This is a genomic window from Pseudoflavonifractor sp. HNCC25GI2 (genome assembly GCF_058136395.1).
In genome coordinates, this window is record NZ_JBYUOW010000009.1 from 83,595 (window position 1) to 99,898 (window position 16,304).

A 16,304-nucleotide genomic window follows, 5' to 3' on the forward strand; every position below is an offset into this window, starting at 1 on the left:
TCAGACACCCTCCTTGTGGTCATCCTGGTCGTCCACTTCTACCTCGACCTGTTCCACCTCAACCTCGACCTCTTCCATCTCCACAGGAGCGGCAGATTCGGTCTCAGGGGCGGCAGGGGTCTGGGCAGCGGTCTCCTCCACCGGGGCAGCTTCCTCGGCGGGGGCGCTCTCCAGAGCCTGGGTCTCAGCGGTCTCGGGGGCGGTCTGCTCCTGGACCTGCTCGGGGGCGGGGGCGGGAGTCTCCTCCTTGGCCTCCCCCTTCTTCTTCTTCCGCTTCTCCTCAGCGGCCTGAAGCTGGGCCCACATGAGCTCATCGGGGTCCTTGTAGGGGGTCACGCCGCCAAAGCGGTCGGGAATATAGGCACGGCCGCGGGCATAGGCACGGATGCCCTCCCGGCTGTCGTTCTTATTCACGCCCTCCTGCTCGGGCTCGTCGTTCTTCTTCTGACCGGACTTCTTCTTGCCGCGGTTCTTCTTCTCTTCCTCAAGGCGGCGGGCACGCTCCAGACGAGCCTCCTCCTTGCGGCGCTTCTCGTCTTCCTTCTCCTGACGCTCACGCTCCTCGGCAGCCTTACGGGCGGCCTCGTAGTCCTTCTTGAGCATCTTGGAGCAGATAATTTCCTGAACAATGGTAACGAAGTACTGGGCAATCCAGTAGATGGACAGGCCGGCGGGAACAGTGTAGCCGATCCACAGAGAGACCAGAGGCATGGTATACATCATGGTCTTGTTGGTGCGGTCCATCTGGCTGTTCTGGGTCTGCTGGTTGATCTTGTTGGTCTCCATGGACACCTTCATGGACAGGAAGGAGACAGCGGTGGACACCAGGGGCAGCAGGAACAGACCCACGGACGCCCAGCTCAGGCCGCCCTCCCAGAACTTCCAGCTGGGGGTGTTGGCCAGGTTGATGCCCAGGAAGGAGAAATCCATGGCAAAGAGATTGCTTCCAGCCTCGCCCAGGGCAGCCTGAACCTTGGAGAGAACCTCAGGAACACCAAGGGCGCTGGCCATGGCGATCTGGGGGTAGGCACCCTCGTTGGCGATGCCGGTGACCTCCGCCACGGTCTTCACCTGGTCGGCGGTGAGGCCCATGAAGTAGGTCAGAGGCTCACGGATGATGAAGTACAGCACCATCAGCAGAACGATGGGGATGAGGGACCACAGGCAGCCGCCCATGGGGTTGACCTTCTCCCGCTCATAGAGCTTCTGTACCTCCATGTTGTAGCGCTCCCGGTCCTTGCCGTACTGCTTTTGCAGCTGCTGCATCTTGCCGGAGAGCATAGTGGTCTTGATCATGCTCTTCTTGCCCTGCAGAGTGACGGGGAAGAGGATGGTCTTGACGATGATTGCGAAGAGAATCAGGGCCAGGCCGTAGCCGCAGAAGTCGTATAAGCGCAGCAGCAGCCAGGCAAAGGGCGTCAGGATAATACCCACAATGTAACCTCCATAAATTTGATGGCCGGCAGAGGGGGTCAGGGTACGGGGTCGTACTCAATGGATTTCTGCCGGTGGAAGGGCTGACACCGGAGCACCCGGCGCAGCGCCAGCCAGCCCCCCTTCAGGGCGCCGTACTTCTCCACCGCCTCCAGGGCATACTGGGAGCAGGTGGGAATAAACCGGCAGCACGGGGGGCGCAGGGGGGAGATTTGCCGCTGATAGAACCGGATCAGGGCCAGGAGGACCGCTTTCACGCTCCTCCCTCCTTCTTTTGCTGCAGCAGCCCCAGCTTTTTCATCAGCTGGAGAAAGCTGCGCTGGGCCTCGGCATATTGGCCGGTGAGGATACGGTACCGGGCCACCACCACCACGTCATAGCCGGGCAGGAGCTTGTCCTCATTGGTGCGGTAAAGCTCCCGGATGCGGCGGCGGGCGTAGTTGCGCTTCACCGCCTTGCCCAGCTTCACCCCCGTGGTAATTCCCAGGCGGCTGTATGGGCGGCGGGTCTGCCGGCAGTAGATGGCAAAGTAAGGGCTGACCGCGCTTTTCCCCTTGGCGTACAGGCGGCGGAACTCATGATTCTGTTTCAGCGCAACGGTGTGCTTCATTTCGCTCCTCCGGTCTTTGGGACAAAATGGGGCACAAGGCCCCATTTTTCTCCGTATGCAGGTATGGGGCGGGGGAAAACCTCCCACGCCCCTGCGCGATGTATGCCAATTGTGTCCTCACGTCCCATTCCGTGGCCAATCCGGTCCTGTCGGAACTCACCTGCTCAGGGCCTCAGGGCCCCGGGCATCAGTGGGTCAGACGGACGCGGCCCTTGGCGCGGCGGCGGGCCAGAACCTTGCGGCCATTGCGGGTGGCCATGCGCTTACGGAAGCCGTGCTCCTTGGAACGCTGGCGCTTCTTGGGCTGATAGGTACGAAGCATGGGGGACACCTCCTCATCTGAATTAAACCGGCTCTCCCGGTCCAACAACAGCTCCGGAAGGGAGCTGCGGTCTGTGTGGTCTGCTGCGTCTCCGGGTAGGACAAATTCCGCCCCCCAAAAGGACGCGCCACTTATTATAGATGATCCAAGGACCCGCTGTCAACCACCTTTTTTGTTCCTTTTCCCGAAATTTTCTCCCATCTCCCCACCTCTTTCAACATCTTGTGCCCCTTTCCAACGCCCGGCACAACCTGTCACAAAAAGGGGGATACCTTATTATAAAAAAATAGGGCGAAATCCTTGCGATTAGAGCGGGTTTTTGGTATAATAAATTGGATCAATTCTACTCACTTTTTCATGGAGAATTAAGCCGCCTTCTCTCATCAGGGAAGGCGCTTTCCAAGTTTTTAAGGAGGACTGGGCATGAACCCTGCCGCAGACGTGTGGGACAAGGTCTTGGAGCTGATGAAGCCCGACATGACCTCCACCACCATCAACACCTGGTTTGACGACACCAGTGCCGTGGCGCTGGAGGAGGACCGCTTTATTCTCTACTCCCCCACCCGGTTCAAGCGGGACATCATCGCGTCCCGGTATGTCAGCTACATTCAGAAGGCCCTGCATGAGCTCTTTTCCGCCGACTTTGACGTGATTGTGCTCACCGAGGGAGAGCTGGACACCTATCAGAAGCCCCAGAAGGAGGACTTCTTCCCCGGCACCGAGGACTACACCTTTGAGCGCTTCGTGGTGGGCTCCTCCAACAAGTTCGCCCACGCCGCCGCACGGGCCGTGGCCGACGCCCCCGGGCGCAGCTATAACCCCCTCTTCATCTACGGCGAGTCTGGCCTGGGCAAGACCCACCTTCTGTACGCCATCGCCCACACCATCCACGACAACCACCCGGACTACAAGGTGGTCTACATCAAGGGCGACACCTTCACCAACGAGCTCATTCAGGCCATCCGGGAGGGCCGCAACCAGGAGTTCCGTGAGAAGTACCGGGGCGCCGACGTGTTCCTCATGGACGACGTGCAGTTCATCGCCGGCCGTGACTCCACTCAGGAGGAGATGTTCCACACCTTCAACACCCTCTATGAGCTGAAAAAGCAGATTGTCTTTACCTCCGACCGTCCCCCCAAGGAGATGCTCCGGCTGGAGGACCGACTGAAAACCCGTTTCGAATGGGGTCTGCTGGCCGACATTCAGCCCCCGGACTATGAGACCCGTATGGCCATCATCAAGAACAAGGCCATCCGCATGGGGGTGGAGCTGCCGGAGTTCCTGCTCCAGCTCATCGCCGAGAACATCACCGCCAACGTGCGGCAGATTGAGGGCACCGTCAACAAGATTATGGCCTATCAGGACCTGATGGGCGACGCCGTAGACAAGGAGACCGTGGTCCGGGCCGTGAAGGACATGTTCAAGGACAAGTCGGACATCGTGCCCACCGCCGAGGTCATCATTGACGAGGTCTGCAAGTTCTACAACATCGAGCCCGGCGTTCTGAAAGGACAGGGACGTGCCAAGGACATCTCCCTGGCCCGGCAGATCGCCATGTACCTCATCCGCCGAATGACCAACCTGTCTCTGAAGGAGATCGGCAAGGAGTTTGAGGGCCGTGACCATACCACTGTGCTTCACTCTCTGGAGCGTGTGGAGGAGCTGGTCAAGACTGACCCGGAGAAGGCCGAGATCATCAAGGATATTACCGCAAATATCAATATCCGGTACGAATAAGAGCCTATTCCGCTCACGAGTTCTCCGTAGATGCGCACGCTTTCTTGAAAGAAAGCTTGGCAAAGAACTTTATGCGAAGCTGCGCTTCGCCTCTGCGCCCATAAAAAAGGCTGGGACAAACGAAGCCTTTCCCCTCGCCTTCAGGTTTTCCGCATTTCCGTAGGGGCGGATAGCATCCGCCCGCTTTGGTTACAGAAGAGGATGGTTTCGCCCTGTGGGGCGATCACCGAACCACCGCGCGAGATCTGAAAACCAGGCGCGATCGCTCTTGTAGGAGCAAGCACCTATTCAACCAACACGGAGCGGCAGCACCCGCAAGGGGTACGCCGCATCCGTAAGGCGGCAAAGCCGCCGACGGCTGCGCAGCGGGCGGCGTAAGGAGCGGTATCCTGTCTTTTGCCCGCGCCGGATGGACATAACCTTGCCCCTTGGTGGCTCCCCCGTAAAACAAATGGGGGGTCCGGGGGAGGCGGCATAAAAACACGGAGTGTTTTTCCAGACGCCGTCCCCCGGCGGCGCTTTGCCTACTTTGCCGACACGGGCAAAGTAGGTCGCCCGCAGGCGAAACCATCCCCCACCCCCTCAATTTTTCATCCCCATCCTTGTCCAAGTTCTCCACAGTAAAATGTGGAATGTTTGTGGACAAAAGTGGAAAACTCCCTTTCATTTTCTTGCGTGTGGAAAGTGACAAAATTCCTCCACAATGCCTGTGGACGCTCTTTCCCTTGCGGCTCTAAGGCTGGAGACACTTTTCCACATCTTTTTCGCCTACTAAGACTGTTACTAAAAAAGATCCTAATCCTCTCCCCGGAGAGAGAGAAAACCAGACTGGAGGAAGTACCATGAAATTTTCCTGCGAGAAGGCCCTGCTGTCGGCCGCCGTGGCGGCGGCCTCCCGGGCGGTGGCGGCCAAGAGCTCCATCCCCGCCATGGAGGGCATCCTCATCGAGGCCGGCGATCGCCTCCGGCTCACCGGCTATAACCTGGAAACCGGAATTCAGGCCACCGTTCCGGCTGAAATTCTGGAGAAAGGCTCCCTGGTGCTGTCCGCCCGCCTCTTCGGCGAGATCGTCCGGAAGATGCCCGACGACATGGTGGTATTTTCTTCCAGCGGCTATACCGTCAACATCAAGTGCGGTTTGAGTGAATTCAACATTCTGGGTACCGACCCGGAGGAGTTCCCCGAGCTCCCCTCCGTGGATCAGCAGAACGCTCTGGTCCTCTCCCAGCCCACCATGCGCTCCATGATTTCCCAAACCCTCTTCGCCGTCAGCGACAACGAGAGCCGTCCCATCCACACCGGCTCCCTCTTTGATGTGGATGAAAGCGGCCTGACGGTGGTGTCGGTGGACGGCTACCGCCTGGCCCTCCGCCACGAGCCCATTGAGGAGCGTCAGAGCAACGCCTGCTTCTCCTTCGTGGTGCCCGGCTCCGCCCTCAGCGAGGTGGAGAAGATCTGCTCCGGCGAGGGCACCGTCACCATCACCCAGGGCGCCCGCCACGTCATGTTCCGGGCCGGAGACATGGTGCTGGTGGCCCGGCGTCTGGAGGGCGAGTTCCTGCCCTACAAAAACGCCATCCCCCGCAACAACCCCATCCACGTGGAGGTGGACACCCGTTCCCTGCTCCAGTCCATCGACCGCGTGTCCCTTATTATCAGCGAGAAGCTGAAAAGCCCCCTGCGCTGCATCTTTGGAGACGGCATGGTGTCCATCACCACCCGCACCTCCATCGGCGACGCCGCCGACCAGTGCCCGGTCACCGGTGACGGCCAGGGTCTGGAGATTGGCTTCAACAACAAGTACCTGATGGACGCGCTGAAAAACGCCCCCGCCGACCGGCTGCGGCTGGAGTTTACCTCCGGGGTGGCTCCCTGCGTCATCCTGCCCGCCGAGGGGGAGGAGAACTTCATCTATATGGTGCTGCCGGTACGGCTGAAGGCCAACTAAAAAAGCGCCCGGCTCAGCCGGACGCGTGAGAAGTCCGGAGGAACTGTCCCGGACGGAAACGTGGTGTTTGTATGCAGAGAGAAGAAATTAAGATTCACACCGAGTTTATCAAGCTTCAGGACCTTCTGAAGTTTGCCGGCGCGGTGGAGACGGGCGGAGACGCCAAGCTGATCATCCAGGAGGGCCGGGTGTCCGTCAACGGCGAGGTCTGTACCATGCGGGGCAAGAAGATGCGTCCCGGGGACACGGCCGCCATTGACGGGGAGCTGGAGCTGGTGGTCACATGAGGCTCAAGGGCCTGGAGCTGGACTTTTTCCGCAACTACGCCCATCTGGAGGCCTCCTTTGACCCAAGGGTGAACCTCATCTACGGGGACAACGCCCAGGGCAAGACCAACCTGCTGGAGGCCATTGCCTACCTGTCTTCCGCCCGGTCCCACCGGGCCCGGTACGACCGGGAGCTCATCATGATGGGCGTGGACTCCGCCTTTCTCAAGGGGGAGATTGAGAGCCGGGACCGGGACTTTACCCTGGAGGCCAAGCTCTTCCGGGGCAAGGGGCGGCAGCTCCACTCCAACGGAGTGCGGCTCAAGACCGCCGGGGAGCTCAGCGGGATTCTCAATACCGTCCTCTTCTGCCCCGAGGATCTCTACCTCATTCGGGAGGGGGGCGCGGCCAGGCGGAAATTTTTGGACAGCGCCATCTGCCAGCTGCGGCCCAGGTATGCCGCCGCGTTGGCGGAATATAACCGCCTCTACGAGCACAAGACCCGGATTCTGCGGGACTGGCCGGAAAATCCATCCCTGCTCCAGACTTTGGACGACTTTAACCTGCGCATGGCTCAGACCGGGGCCATCCTCATCCACTACCGGGCCCACTTTGTGAAGCGGCTGCGGGAGCACGCCCCCGCCATCCACGCCGACTTCTCCGGTGGGCGGGAGGAGCTGGGGCTGAGCTATCAGACGGTGTCCACGGTGGACGACCCGCTGAAGGCCCCCCGGGAGCTGCTGCCCATGCTGCTGGACCATCAGGAGCGCCACCGACAGGCGGAGCTGGATGCCCGGCAGTGTCTGTCCGGGCCCCACAAGGACGATGTGGTGGTGGACATTGGCGGGCTGTCCGCCAAGACCTACGGCTCCCAGGGGCAGACCCGGACGGCGGCACTGTCTCTGAAACTGGCCCAGCGGGAGATTTTTCAGGAGGAGACCGGCCAGTGGCCGGTGCTGCTGCTGGATGATGTGCTCAGTGAGCTGGATACCCGGCGGCAGGCCTTTGTTTTGAACCGTATCCGAGGCGGTCAGGTGTTTATCACCTGCTGTGAAGAGGAAAAATTAGAGGGGCTGGAGGGTGGAAGAGCCTTCCATATCCAGGGCGGGAAGCTGATATAAGTCAAATGCGAGCCAGCTCCTGCCCTAGAGAGAGACCAGCCAAAAAGGCTGCCTCCTTCTCAATGGCCTCCGCTACTGCCAGGCCATATTCTACCCGCTGAGCCAAGTCGGACCAGGGGTCCCCCGCCTGTTCCAACTGGTCTAGGGCACGCTGGGCCATGGCCAGATTTTCCTCGTATTCTTTTTGGTTTTCTGCGAGGTATTGGTCTGCCCGCTGCTGAAGGCAGAAATTATAGAGGGTCTGTTGAAGCGGCGTCATAGAAAGACCTCCGAATAGAGCACAAATGTGCTTATGATAATATTATAATAGCAGCACAAACGTGCTCTGTCAAGGGGTGCTGTACCATGTCGCTCTTTTCTCAGCGGCTTTGTGAATTGCGTAAGAAACAAGGAATATCTCAGGCGGCATTGGCCCAAGAATTGGGAATTGCCCTTCGGGCGTACCAGTACTATGAACGAGGTCAACGAGACCCACAGTTATCTGTGGCAGTCAGTATTGCCGACTTTTATGGGATTTCGCTGGATTATTTGGTGGGACGAAGTGATCTGCCCGATCTGGTATCTGAGAGGAATGCTCCGTAGGGCGGCCTGTGGCCGCCCGTCGGATCCTGTTGCTAAACTGAACGTAAAAAGGATATTTCGCCCCCGGGCGAGTAACTTTCTGTGCAGACAGAAAGTTACCAAAGAGCTGCCTAGGGGAAGAGGGATTTCGATTTCCCCCTTCCCCTAGGTACCCCATCCCCTTGAAACGACCAATCAGGGGGGACTGCGGTCCCCCCTATTGGATGTACCCCCCGGGGGAACGGTAACCTGGAAGGTCCAGCGGCGGAATGGGTCCGTGGTCTACGAAACCGCTGGCGGGTGCGGGCCTGGAGCAGGTGCGTGTTCACGGCAGTCTTGCGTATCTGGCACCAGCCACGGAGGCGGAGCAATCACTGAACCGCCACGCGATGGATGGAAACTAGGCGCGACTGTTCTTGTAGGAGTAAGTACCTATTCAAGCAACACGGAGCGGCAGCGGGCGGCGCAGTAGGACGGTGTCCTGTCCTTTGCCCGCGCCGGATGGATATAACCTCGCCCCTTGGTGGCTCCCCCGTAAATAAATGGGGGTCCGGGGCCGACTCCCCCTGCCAGGGGGAGATGTCCCGAAGGGACAGAGGGGGTAGGGACAGGCGGGATAGGGCATTGAAAATGCCCGTGAGCCGCCCCCGGCGGTCTTTTGGTTTCTTTTGCACCGCTGCAAAAGAAACTCGCCCGCAGGCGAAATCCCTACGTCCCCTTCTGCAACCTTCCAGAGCAGAGCGGGCGGATGATATCCGCCCCTACGAAAATGCGGAAAACCCGAAGGCGAGGGGAAGGCTGGAGCAGGCGGCCAAAGGCCGCCCCTACGGAAAACCACGTTTACATCAGAAATTAGGAGGGACAGGCGGGTGCCCATTATCATTGGAATTTTCTTTCTCATCCCCATGGGCCTGGCCCTGGTGGGCGAATACCTGTGCTGCCGGCTGCCCCGGCGGCGCATCTGGCGCCTCCTTCCTCCCCTGCTGACGGTCCTCTTCGTTTTGGCGGCCCTCTGGGTCCGCCTCCAGAACTGGCAGAGCGATGACGTCTCCCCCCTCACCCAGCTGGTCATCTTCCCCGGCGTGCCGGGGGTGGCTCTGGCGCTGGGGTGCTGGCTGGGCTGGCGGCTGTGGAAGCGGCTCTGGACCCCGAGGGTCATTGACGACAGGTGAAGCAAGGAGGGACAAGCCATGTATCTGCATCTGGGCCAGTCGGTGGTGGTGCCCTACCGGGACATCCTGGGCATTTTTGACCTGGACAACGCCAGCTGGGCCTACAAGACCCGGGAATTTCTGGAGCAGGCGGAGGCCGAGGGCCGGGCCGTCTGGCTGGGCGAGGACCTGCCCCGTTCCTTCGTGCTGGTGGGGGACAAGGACAGCCCCCCAAAGGTCTACATTTCCCAGCTCTCCTCCTCCGCCCTGCTGAGCCGGGCGGAACGGAAGGGCTTTGAATAGAACAAACACCGGGCAAGGCAAGGAGAACCGGGCCGGAACCACGGCTCCGACCCGACTCCCTTTGCCCTGCCAGCCGGGGGCGACCCCCGGGTTACGCAACGATTTGGAGGTAAATTATGTCGGAAGAATTGAACGAGCTGAACTCCACCCAGGTGGACCACGAGTACGGCGGCAGCGAAATTCAGGTGCTGGAGGGCCTGGAGGCGGTACGCAAGCGCCCGGGCATGTATATCGGCTCCACCAGTGAGTCGGGCCTTCACCACCTGGTGTACGAGATCGTGGACAACTCCATCGACGAGGCCCTGGCCGGCTACTGCACGGACATCACGGTGACCATCAACCCCGGCAACACCATCACCGTCACCGACAACGGCCGCGGCATCCCCGTGGACATTCAGCCCCAGACCGGGCGGCCCGCCCTGGAGGTGGTCTTCACCGTCCTCCACGCCGGCGGCAAGTTCGGCGGCGGCGGCTACAAGGTGTCCGGCGGCCTGCACGGCGTGGGCGCCAGCGTAGTGAACGCCCTCTCCGAGTGGCTGGAGGTCCAGGTCCACAAAAACGGGGAAATTTACGAGATGAAATTTGCCCGGGGCAAGATTACCCAGGAAATGAAGGTGGTGGGCAAGACCGACCACACCGGCACCACCGTCACCTTCAAGCCCGACCCGGAGATGTTCGACACCCTGGAATATAACTACGAGACCCTGCACACCCGCATGCGGGAGGAGGCCTTCCTCAACGCCGGCCTGCGCATCCAGACCGTGGACCTGCGCCCCGGCCAGGAGCAGGAGGACGACATGTGCTACGAGGGCGGCATCCGGGAGTTTGTCTCCTACATCAACCGGAACAAGGACGCCCTCCACCCCGACGTCATCTACATGTCCGGCGCCAAGGAGGACTCCATGGCCGAGGTAGCCATGCAGTATAACGACGGCTACAACGAGATCATGGTCTCCTTTGCCAACAACGTCCACACCCCCGAGGGCGGCATGCACGAGGAGGGCTTCAAGCGGGCGCTGACCAACGTACTGAACAACTACGGCCGCAAGATTAAGCTCCTCAAGGACGACGAGAAGGTGTCCGGCGAGGACTGCCGGGAGGGCCTCACCGTGGTCATCTCGGTGAAGCTCACCGAGGCCCAGTTCGAGGGCCAGACCAAGGCCAAGCTGGGCAACAGCGAGATGCGTACCCTGGTCAACTCCATCGTCTCCGAGAAGCTGGAGACCTACCTGGAGGAGAACCCCGCCGTGGGCCGGGCCATTCTGGACAAGGCCCTCACCGCCAACCGGGCCCGGGAGGCCGCCCGCAAGGCCCGTGAGTCCATCCGCCGCAAAACCGCTCTGGGCGGCGCCGCCATGCCGGACAAGCTCCGGGACTGCAACGAGGCAAACCCCGAGCTCACCGAGCTCTACATCGTCGAGGGCGATTCCGCAGGCGGCTCGGCCACCCAGGGCCGTGACAGCCGCTTCCAGGCCATCCTCCCCCTGTGGGGCAAGATGCTCAACGTGGAGAAGGCCCGGGCGGACAAGGTGTACGGCAACGACAAGCTCCAGCCCGTCATCACCGCCCTGGGCGCCGGCATCGGGGACGAGTTTGACATCAACAAGCTGCGCTATCACAAGGTCATCATTATGGCCGATGCCGACGTGGACGGCGCCCACATCCGCACCCTGCTTCTGACCTTCTTCTTCCGCTTCATGCGGCCCCTCATCGAAAACGGCTACGTCTACTCCGCCGTGCCCCCCCTCTACAAGCTGACCCGGGGCAAGACCACCCGGGTGGCCTTCGACGACATCGAGCGGGAACAGATTGCCGCCGAGCTCCGGGGCGATAACCCCAACGCCAAGGTGGACATCAGCCGCTTTAAGGGTCTGGGCGAGATGAACCCCCACGAGCTGTGGGAGACCACCATGGACCCGGAGAAGCGCACCCTGCGCCGCATCGAGCTGGACGACGCCGTGGCCGCCGACGCCACCTTCAACATCCTCATGGGCGAGAAGGTGGAGCCCCGGAAGGAGTTCATTGAGAAGAACGCCAAGTACGCCGTCAACCTGGATTATTAAAGAGTGGAGAGTGAAGAGTGGAGCGTGAAGATATGGTGTCCGGCGGGGCCGGACCATTGAAAATCTTCGCTCCACGCTTCCCGCGGCAGATACGTTTTAACTGGACGGCTGACAGAAACGCGGGCAGGGGCGGATGTCCCCATCCGCCCGTTTGAAACAGGAAAGCCTTAGCGGGCCGGCGGGGACGCCGGCCCCTACGAGGAGGAGATACAACTCATGAGCAAGAAGCCCCAATACGATCCCGAGGAGATCCGCTACCCGGAGCAGCACATTGTGAACTCGCCCCTGGTGCCGGAGATGGAGAAATCCTATATTGAATACGCCATGTCCGTCATCGTGGGCCGGGCCCTGCCCGACGTGCGGGACGGTCTGAAGCCGGTGCACCGGCGCATCCTCTACGCCATGTACGAGGACAACCTGACCTCGGACAAGCCCTTCAAAAAGTCAGCCACCTGCGTGGGCGACGTGCTGGGCCGCTACCACCCCCACGGCGACGCCTCCGTGTATGACGCCCTGGTCCGTCTGGCCCAGGACTTCTCCATGCGCTACATGCTGGTGGACGGCCACGGCAACTTCGGTTCCATCGATGGCGACCCCCCGGCCGCCTACCGTTACACCGAGGCACGTCTGAGCAAAATCTCCGACGAGATGCTCCGGGACATCGAGAAGGACACCGTGGACTGGGACCCCAACTTCGACGAGACCCGGAAGGAGCCCAAGGTGCTCCCCTCCCGGTTCCCCAACCTGCTGGTGAACGGCTCCTCCGGTATCGCCGTAGGTATGGCCACCAACATCCCGCCCCACAACCTCACCGAGGTCATCAACGCCACCATCTGCGTGCTGGATAACCCGGAGGCCACCCTCCCTGACCTCATGGAGCACATCAAGGGCCCCGACTTCCCCACCAAGGGCATTATCATGGGCCGCAGCGGCATCCGGGCGGCCTACGCCACCGGCCGGGGCCGGATTATGGTCCGGGCCCGCCACGAGTTTGAGGAGTTCGGCAAGGACCGCACCCGCATCATCATCACCGAGATCCCCTACCAGGTCAATAAGCGCATGCTCATCAAGAACATGGCCGACCAGGTGGAGGACAAGCGGCTGGAGGGCATCAGCGACATCCGGGACGAGTCCGACCGCAACGGCATGCGCATTGTCATCGAGCTCAAGCGGGACGCCAACCCCCAGGTGGTGCTGAACCGCCTCTTTGCCCAGACCCAGCTCCAGACCACCTTCGCCATCAACATGCTGGCCCTGGTGGAGGTAAACGGCAAGCTGCAGCCGAGAATTTTGTCCCTTCGTCACATCCTGGACGAGTACATCGCCTACCAGGAGCAGGTCATCATCCGCCGCACCCGCTACGACCTCCGCAAGGCTCAGGAGCGCGCCCACCTGCTGGAGGGCCTGCTCATCGCCCAGGACAACATTGATGAGGTCATCCGCATCATCCGCCAGGCCTATGACAACGCCAAGGAGCGGCTGATGGAGCGCTTCGGGCTGGACGATGTCCAGGCCCAGGCCATTCTGGACATGCGCCTGAAGGCCCTCCAGGGTCTCGATCGGGAGAAGCTCCAGGCCGAGTACAAGGAGCTGGAGGAGCGCATCGCCTACTTCCAGCGCCTGCTGTCCGACGAGGCCATGCTCCGGGGCGTCCTCAAGGACGAGCTCACCGCCATCCGGGACAAGTACGGTGACGACCGTGTCACCGAAATCCAGGATGTGGAGGACGAGCTGGACATTGAGGACCTCATCGAGGAGGAGCAGTGCGTCTTTACCCTCACCCAGGCGGGCTACATCAAGCGTACCCCGGTGAGCGAGTATACCGCCCAAAGTAAGGGCGGCATGGGCAAGAAGGGCATCACCACCCGGGAGGAGGACTGCGTGGCCGACGTGTTCACCGCCTCCACCCACGACTACCTGCTCTTCTTCACCGATACCGGCAAGGTCTACCGCAAGAAGGGCTACCAGATCCCCGAAAGCGGAAAGGCCGCCAAGGGCACCAACATCGTGAATATCCTCCAGGTGGAGCCCGGGGAGAAGGTCCAGACCATGATCCACTTCCGGGACTTCTCCAACGAGGAGCTCTATCTGGTCATGGTCACCAAGAACGGCACCGTCAAGCGTATCCCCGTCACCGCCCTGAAGAACATCCGCGCCAGCGGCATCCGGGCCATCACCCTGGAGGAGGGCGACCAGCTCATCTCCGTGCGGGAGACCGACGGCACCCGGAAGATTATCATCGCCACCCACGACGGCATGGCCATCTGCTTTGACGAGAACGACGTCCGGCCCATGGGCCGCACCGCCGTGGGCGTCCGGGGCATCCGCCTGCGGGAGGGCGACTACGTGGTGGGCGCCGCCCGGGCCCGGGCGGGCAAGTGCGTGCTGTCCATCACCGAGAATGGCTACGGCAAGCGCACTCCCGTGGAGGAGTACCGCATCACCAACCGGGGCGGCGTGGGCATCAAGAACTACGCCGTCACCGATAAGACCGGCCCCGTGGTGGGCATCAAGGTGGTGGACGGCAGCGAGGACCTGCTGGTGGTCACCCAGGCGGGTATTCTCATCCGCACCCATGTGGAGAACGTGAAGATCACCTCCAACCGTGCCACTCAGGGCGTCATCGTCATGCGCTTCAAGGAGGCGGGCGACCGGGTCATCGCCCTGGCTCTGGCCGACCGGGAGGAGGACGCCCAGAGCGGCGACGCCACCCAGGAGAACCAGGTTCAGGCCGCTGAGACGGCACCTGAGACCCAGGAAACCCAGTCCGGAGAGGAATAATTTACAGGAATAAAACAAAACAGACTTGAATTTACAGCAACGGAAAGGAGAAATCCTATGGCGCGGCACAGACGGGGGCGGTTTACCGTCCAGTATCAACCCACCGGACCTGCCCGGGCCGTGCGCCGGGCGGTGGGGGTTGTTCAGGCGATCTTCGGATCGGTGTTTGTCATCATTGCTCTGACCCAGATTATCCCCACGGCGGGGCTGTTCGGCCTGCCCTTCCTGGCGGTGGGCGGCCTGTTCGTGGTGGTGGGTATCATCACCGCCGTAAGCAAAAACGGCATGGCCCAGCGGGTGGGCTACGACCTGGAGACCGGCGTGGAAGAGGAGACCATTGTGGGCATGATGGAGGAGGTGGCCGGTGAGGAGACCTACTCCCCTACCCCGGAGACCCACGACCACATCCCCTCCACCTCGCTGGACGCCAAGGACCGCCTGGAGCAGCTCAAGAGCCTGAAGGAGGCCGGGCTGCTCACCCAGGAGGAGTATGACCGGAAGCGGAAGCAAATTGTGGACCAGCTGTAAACAAAGGAGACGCGGCCCCGCATCTGCGGGGCCGCGGTTTTCTGTTTTTTAAGGTATGTTCTAAAGTAGGGGCCGGTCCCAGACCGGCCCGACGATTCATGTTATTGAATGAACCGTAAAAGGATGTTTCGCCCCCGGGCGAGTAACTTTCTGTGCAGACAGAAAGTTACCAAAGAGCTGTCTAGAGGAAGGGGGATTTCAATTTCCCCCTTCCCCTAGATACCCCATCCCCTTGAAACGACCAATCAGGGGGGCTCCGGGTCCCTACCCCCTCTGTCTCGCTTCGCTCGACATCTCCCCCTGACAGGGGGAGTCGGCCCCCTATTGGATGTACCCCCCGGGGGACGGTAACCTGAAAGATCCAGCGCCGGGATAGGCCTGCGGTCGATGAAAACGCCAAAGGGTGCAGACTTGGAGCAAGTGTGTGTTCAAGACAGTCTTGCATATCTGGTACCGACCGCGGAGGCGGAGCGACCACCGAACCACCCCGCGATGGCTGAAAACCAGGCGCGACAGCTCTTGTAGGAGCATAAGCCTGTTCGACCAACACGAAGCGGCAGCGGGCGGCGCGAGGAACGGTATCCTGTCCTTTGCCCGCGCCGGCTGGGGATACACAGGCCCTTGATGGCTCCACCGTAGAAAAAACGGGGGCCCGGGGCGCGGCGGGATAGGGCATTGTTAAATGCCCGTGAGCCGCCCCCGGCGGTCTTTTGGTTCCTTTTGCACCGCTGCAAAAGGAACTCGCCTACAGGCGAAACCATCCCCCACCCCGTTCCATTCGAAAACGAACATCCCCTCCCCTGCCTCACCCGAAGGCAACTATTTTTGCATCCTTCTCACAAAATAATCCGCAAACCTGTGGAAAAAACCCAGAAAACCAGGAACATCCCTCTCTTTCCTGCGTCTAACCAGGTAAAGACCCATTAAACGCCCTGATGTCAAAAAGATTCGAAAAAATGTTCGACATTTTTCTTGACAAATTCGAACGTATGTTGTATTTTATGATTGAAACATCTGTTCGGATTGACACGGAAGAAAAGTCCGTATTTTTGGACCGGAACCGGCATAGAATGGAGCCATCACAAAGGATGGAGGGACTCAGGATGCAGACGATTTATACCACCACCACTCATTTTGTTCGCCGCAGCGGCAATGTTGTGGACTTTCAGGACTACCGCCGCCGCCTGGCCTTGACCCAGGAGGGCAGTCTGGCCCCCAACCCCCGGGAGGAGGCCGGCCGCTGGACCGAGGACTGGACGGAAGAGCCCCAGGAAGAGGAACGCCCCCAGCTTTATGTCCTGGAACCCGTTCAGGAGGCCCGCCCCAGCCGCCGGGAGCGGCAGGAGCACCGGGCTTTGGTGCTGGACGTGTGCGCCAGTCTGGGTGTTGTGCTCATGACCCTGGTTTTCAGCCTTCAGCTGGTTCTGGGCTGAAAATTCCCCCTTGTTATTTCGCTGAACTTCCCGCCCCACCGGAGT

At 60.8% G+C, this 16,304-nt stretch carries 16 protein-coding genes; 11 read left to right on the plus strand and 5 right to left on the minus strand.

Annotated features, from left to right (window positions below; translation table 11 throughout):
- The 4 genes from yidC to rpmH form a co-directional block, all read right to left on the minus strand.
- Nucleotides 1-1,434: a membrane protein insertase YidC gene (yidC, locus tag AC3YUO_RS11015; protein ID WP_489963084.1), complete on the minus strand. Its 1,434-nt coding sequence runs from the start codon at nucleotides 1,432-1,434 to the stop codon at nucleotides 1-3.
- A gap of 38 nt (nucleotides 1,435-1,472) precedes the next feature.
- Entirely contained in the window at nucleotides 1,473-1,691 is a 219-nt protein-coding gene (gene yidD, locus AC3YUO_RS11020; RefSeq protein WP_489963085.1) for a membrane protein insertion efficiency factor YidD, read from the minus strand.
- Nucleotides 1,688-2,044 carry a ribonuclease P protein component gene (gene rnpA, locus AC3YUO_RS11025; protein WP_489963086.1) on the minus strand — a complete coding sequence of 119 codons (357 nt, stop codon included), beginning with the start codon at nucleotides 2,042-2,044 and terminating at the stop codon, nucleotides 1,688-1,690. Before rnpA ends, yidD begins: the two co-directional genes overlap by 4 nt.
- Before the next feature lie 187 nt (nucleotides 2,045-2,231).
- Nucleotides 2,232-2,366 carry a 50S ribosomal protein L34 gene (rpmH, locus tag AC3YUO_RS11030; protein ID WP_023346672.1) on the minus strand — a complete coding sequence of 45 codons (135 nt, stop codon included), beginning with the start codon at nucleotides 2,364-2,366 and terminating at the stop codon, nucleotides 2,232-2,234.
- A gap of 423 nt (nucleotides 2,367-2,789) precedes the next feature.
- On the opposite strand from rpmH, the gene dnaA reads away from it, so the two are divergent.
- The 4 genes from dnaA to recF all read left to right on the plus strand — a co-directional run bounded on the left by dnaA (nucleotide 2,790) and on the right by recF (nucleotide 7,439).
- Entirely contained in the window at nucleotides 2,790-4,103 is a 1,314-nt protein-coding gene (gene dnaA / locus AC3YUO_RS11035) for a chromosomal replication initiator protein DnaA (protein WP_489963087.1), read from the plus strand.
- Nucleotides 4,104-4,945: 842 nt separating this feature from the next.
- The gene (gene dnaN / locus AC3YUO_RS11040) at nucleotides 4,946-6,052 is read left to right on the plus strand and encodes a DNA polymerase III subunit beta (protein WP_489963088.1); all 1,107 of its coding nucleotides are present in this window, start codon (nucleotides 4,946-4,948) and stop codon (nucleotides 6,050-6,052) included.
- A 71-nt stretch (nucleotides 6,053-6,123) separates the two neighbouring features.
- Nucleotides 6,124-6,339 (plus strand): RNA-binding S4 domain-containing protein, encoded by a 216-nt coding sequence (locus AC3YUO_RS11045; RefSeq protein ID WP_118641949.1) that lies wholly within the window; start codon nucleotides 6,124-6,126, stop codon nucleotides 6,337-6,339.
- A complete protein-coding gene (gene recF, locus AC3YUO_RS11050; protein ID WP_489963089.1) occupies nucleotides 6,336-7,439 on the plus strand; it encodes a DNA replication/repair protein RecF in 1,104 nt (367 codons plus the stop codon). The genes AC3YUO_RS11045 and recF overlap by 4 nt, the downstream gene beginning before the upstream one ends.
- 1 nt (nucleotide 7,440) lies before the next feature.
- Here recF and AC3YUO_RS11055 read toward each other — a convergent pair whose 3' ends face one another.
- The gene (locus tag AC3YUO_RS11055) at nucleotides 7,441-7,698 is read right to left on the minus strand and encodes a hypothetical protein (RefSeq protein ID WP_489963090.1); all 258 of its coding nucleotides are present in this window, start codon (nucleotides 7,696-7,698) and stop codon (nucleotides 7,441-7,443) included.
- An 86-nt stretch (nucleotides 7,699-7,784) separates the two neighbouring features.
- Between AC3YUO_RS11055 and AC3YUO_RS11060 the strand changes: the two genes are divergently transcribed.
- The 7 genes from AC3YUO_RS11060 to AC3YUO_RS11090 all read left to right on the plus strand — a co-directional run bounded on the left by AC3YUO_RS11060 (nucleotide 7,785) and on the right by AC3YUO_RS11090 (nucleotide 16,259).
- Nucleotides 7,785-8,021, plus strand: a complete 237-nt coding sequence (locus AC3YUO_RS11060; RefSeq protein ID WP_489963091.1) for a helix-turn-helix domain-containing protein — start codon at nucleotides 7,785-7,787, stop codon at nucleotides 8,019-8,021.
- 848 nt (nucleotides 8,022-8,869) lie between these two features.
- Entirely contained in the window at nucleotides 8,870-9,172 is a 303-nt protein-coding gene (locus AC3YUO_RS11065) for a Tat pathway signal protein (protein WP_489963092.1), read from the plus strand.
- A gap of 18 nt (nucleotides 9,173-9,190) precedes the next feature.
- Entirely contained in the window at nucleotides 9,191-9,454 is a 264-nt protein-coding gene (gene remB, locus AC3YUO_RS11070; RefSeq protein WP_489963093.1) for an extracellular matrix regulator RemB, read from the plus strand.
- A gap of 116 nt (nucleotides 9,455-9,570) precedes the next feature.
- Nucleotides 9,571-11,517 (plus strand): DNA topoisomerase (ATP-hydrolyzing) subunit B, encoded by a 1,947-nt coding sequence (gene gyrB, locus AC3YUO_RS11075; protein ID WP_489963094.1) that lies wholly within the window; start codon nucleotides 9,571-9,573, stop codon nucleotides 11,515-11,517.
- Between the two features lie 216 nt (nucleotides 11,518-11,733).
- Nucleotides 11,734-14,298, plus strand: a complete 2,565-nt coding sequence (gene gyrA / locus AC3YUO_RS11080; protein WP_489963095.1) for a DNA gyrase subunit A — start codon at nucleotides 11,734-11,736, stop codon at nucleotides 14,296-14,298.
- A 57-nt stretch (nucleotides 14,299-14,355) separates the two neighbouring features.
- Complete coding sequence (locus AC3YUO_RS11085; protein ID WP_489963096.1) at nucleotides 14,356-14,826, plus strand: SHOCT domain-containing protein; 471 nt, start codon at nucleotides 14,356-14,358, stop codon at nucleotides 14,824-14,826.
- Nucleotides 14,827-15,929: 1,103 nt separating this feature from the next.
- Nucleotides 15,930-16,259: a hypothetical protein gene (locus AC3YUO_RS11090; RefSeq protein WP_489963097.1), complete on the plus strand. Its 330-nt coding sequence runs from the start codon at nucleotides 15,930-15,932 to the stop codon at nucleotides 16,257-16,259.
- The last annotated feature ends 45 nt before the right edge of the window (nucleotides 16,260-16,304 follow it).

Bases quoted from the DNA above. Each gene is read 5' to 3' on its own strand.
- rnpA (WP_489963086.1), bottom strand. From the start codon at position 2,044: ATGAAGCACACCGTTGCGCTGAAACAGAATCATGAGTTCCGCCGCCTG.
- rpmH (WP_023346672.1), bottom strand. From the start codon at position 2,366: ATGCTTCGTACCTATCAGCCCAAGAAGCGCCAGCGTTCCAAGGAGCAC.
- dnaA (WP_489963087.1), top strand. From the start codon at position 2,790: ATGAACCCTGCCGCAGACGTGTGGGACAAGGTCTTGGAGCTGATGAAG.
- dnaN (WP_489963088.1), top strand. From the start codon at position 4,946: ATGAAATTTTCCTGCGAGAAGGCCCTGCTGTCGGCCGCCGTGGCGGCG.
- AC3YUO_RS11045 (WP_118641949.1), top strand. From the start codon at position 6,124: ATGCAGAGAGAAGAAATTAAGATTCACACCGAGTTTATCAAGCTTCAG.
- recF (WP_489963089.1), top strand. From the start codon at position 6,336: ATGAGGCTCAAGGGCCTGGAGCTGGACTTTTTCCGCAACTACGCCCAT.
- AC3YUO_RS11055 (WP_489963090.1), bottom strand. From the start codon at position 7,698: ATGACGCCGCTTCAACAGACCCTCTATAATTTCTGCCTTCAGCAGCGG.
- AC3YUO_RS11060 (WP_489963091.1), top strand. From the start codon at position 7,785: ATGTCGCTCTTTTCTCAGCGGCTTTGTGAATTGCGTAAGAAACAAGGA.
- remB (WP_489963093.1), top strand. From the start codon at position 9,191: ATGTATCTGCATCTGGGCCAGTCGGTGGTGGTGCCCTACCGGGACATC.
- gyrB (WP_489963094.1), top strand. From the start codon at position 9,571: ATGTCGGAAGAATTGAACGAGCTGAACTCCACCCAGGTGGACCACGAG.
- gyrA (WP_489963095.1), top strand. From the start codon at position 11,734: ATGAGCAAGAAGCCCCAATACGATCCCGAGGAGATCCGCTACCCGGAG.
- AC3YUO_RS11085 (WP_489963096.1), top strand. From the start codon at position 14,356: ATGGCGCGGCACAGACGGGGGCGGTTTACCGTCCAGTATCAACCCACC.
- AC3YUO_RS11090 (WP_489963097.1), top strand. From the start codon at position 15,930: ATGCAGACGATTTATACCACCACCACTCATTTTGTTCGCCGCAGCGGC.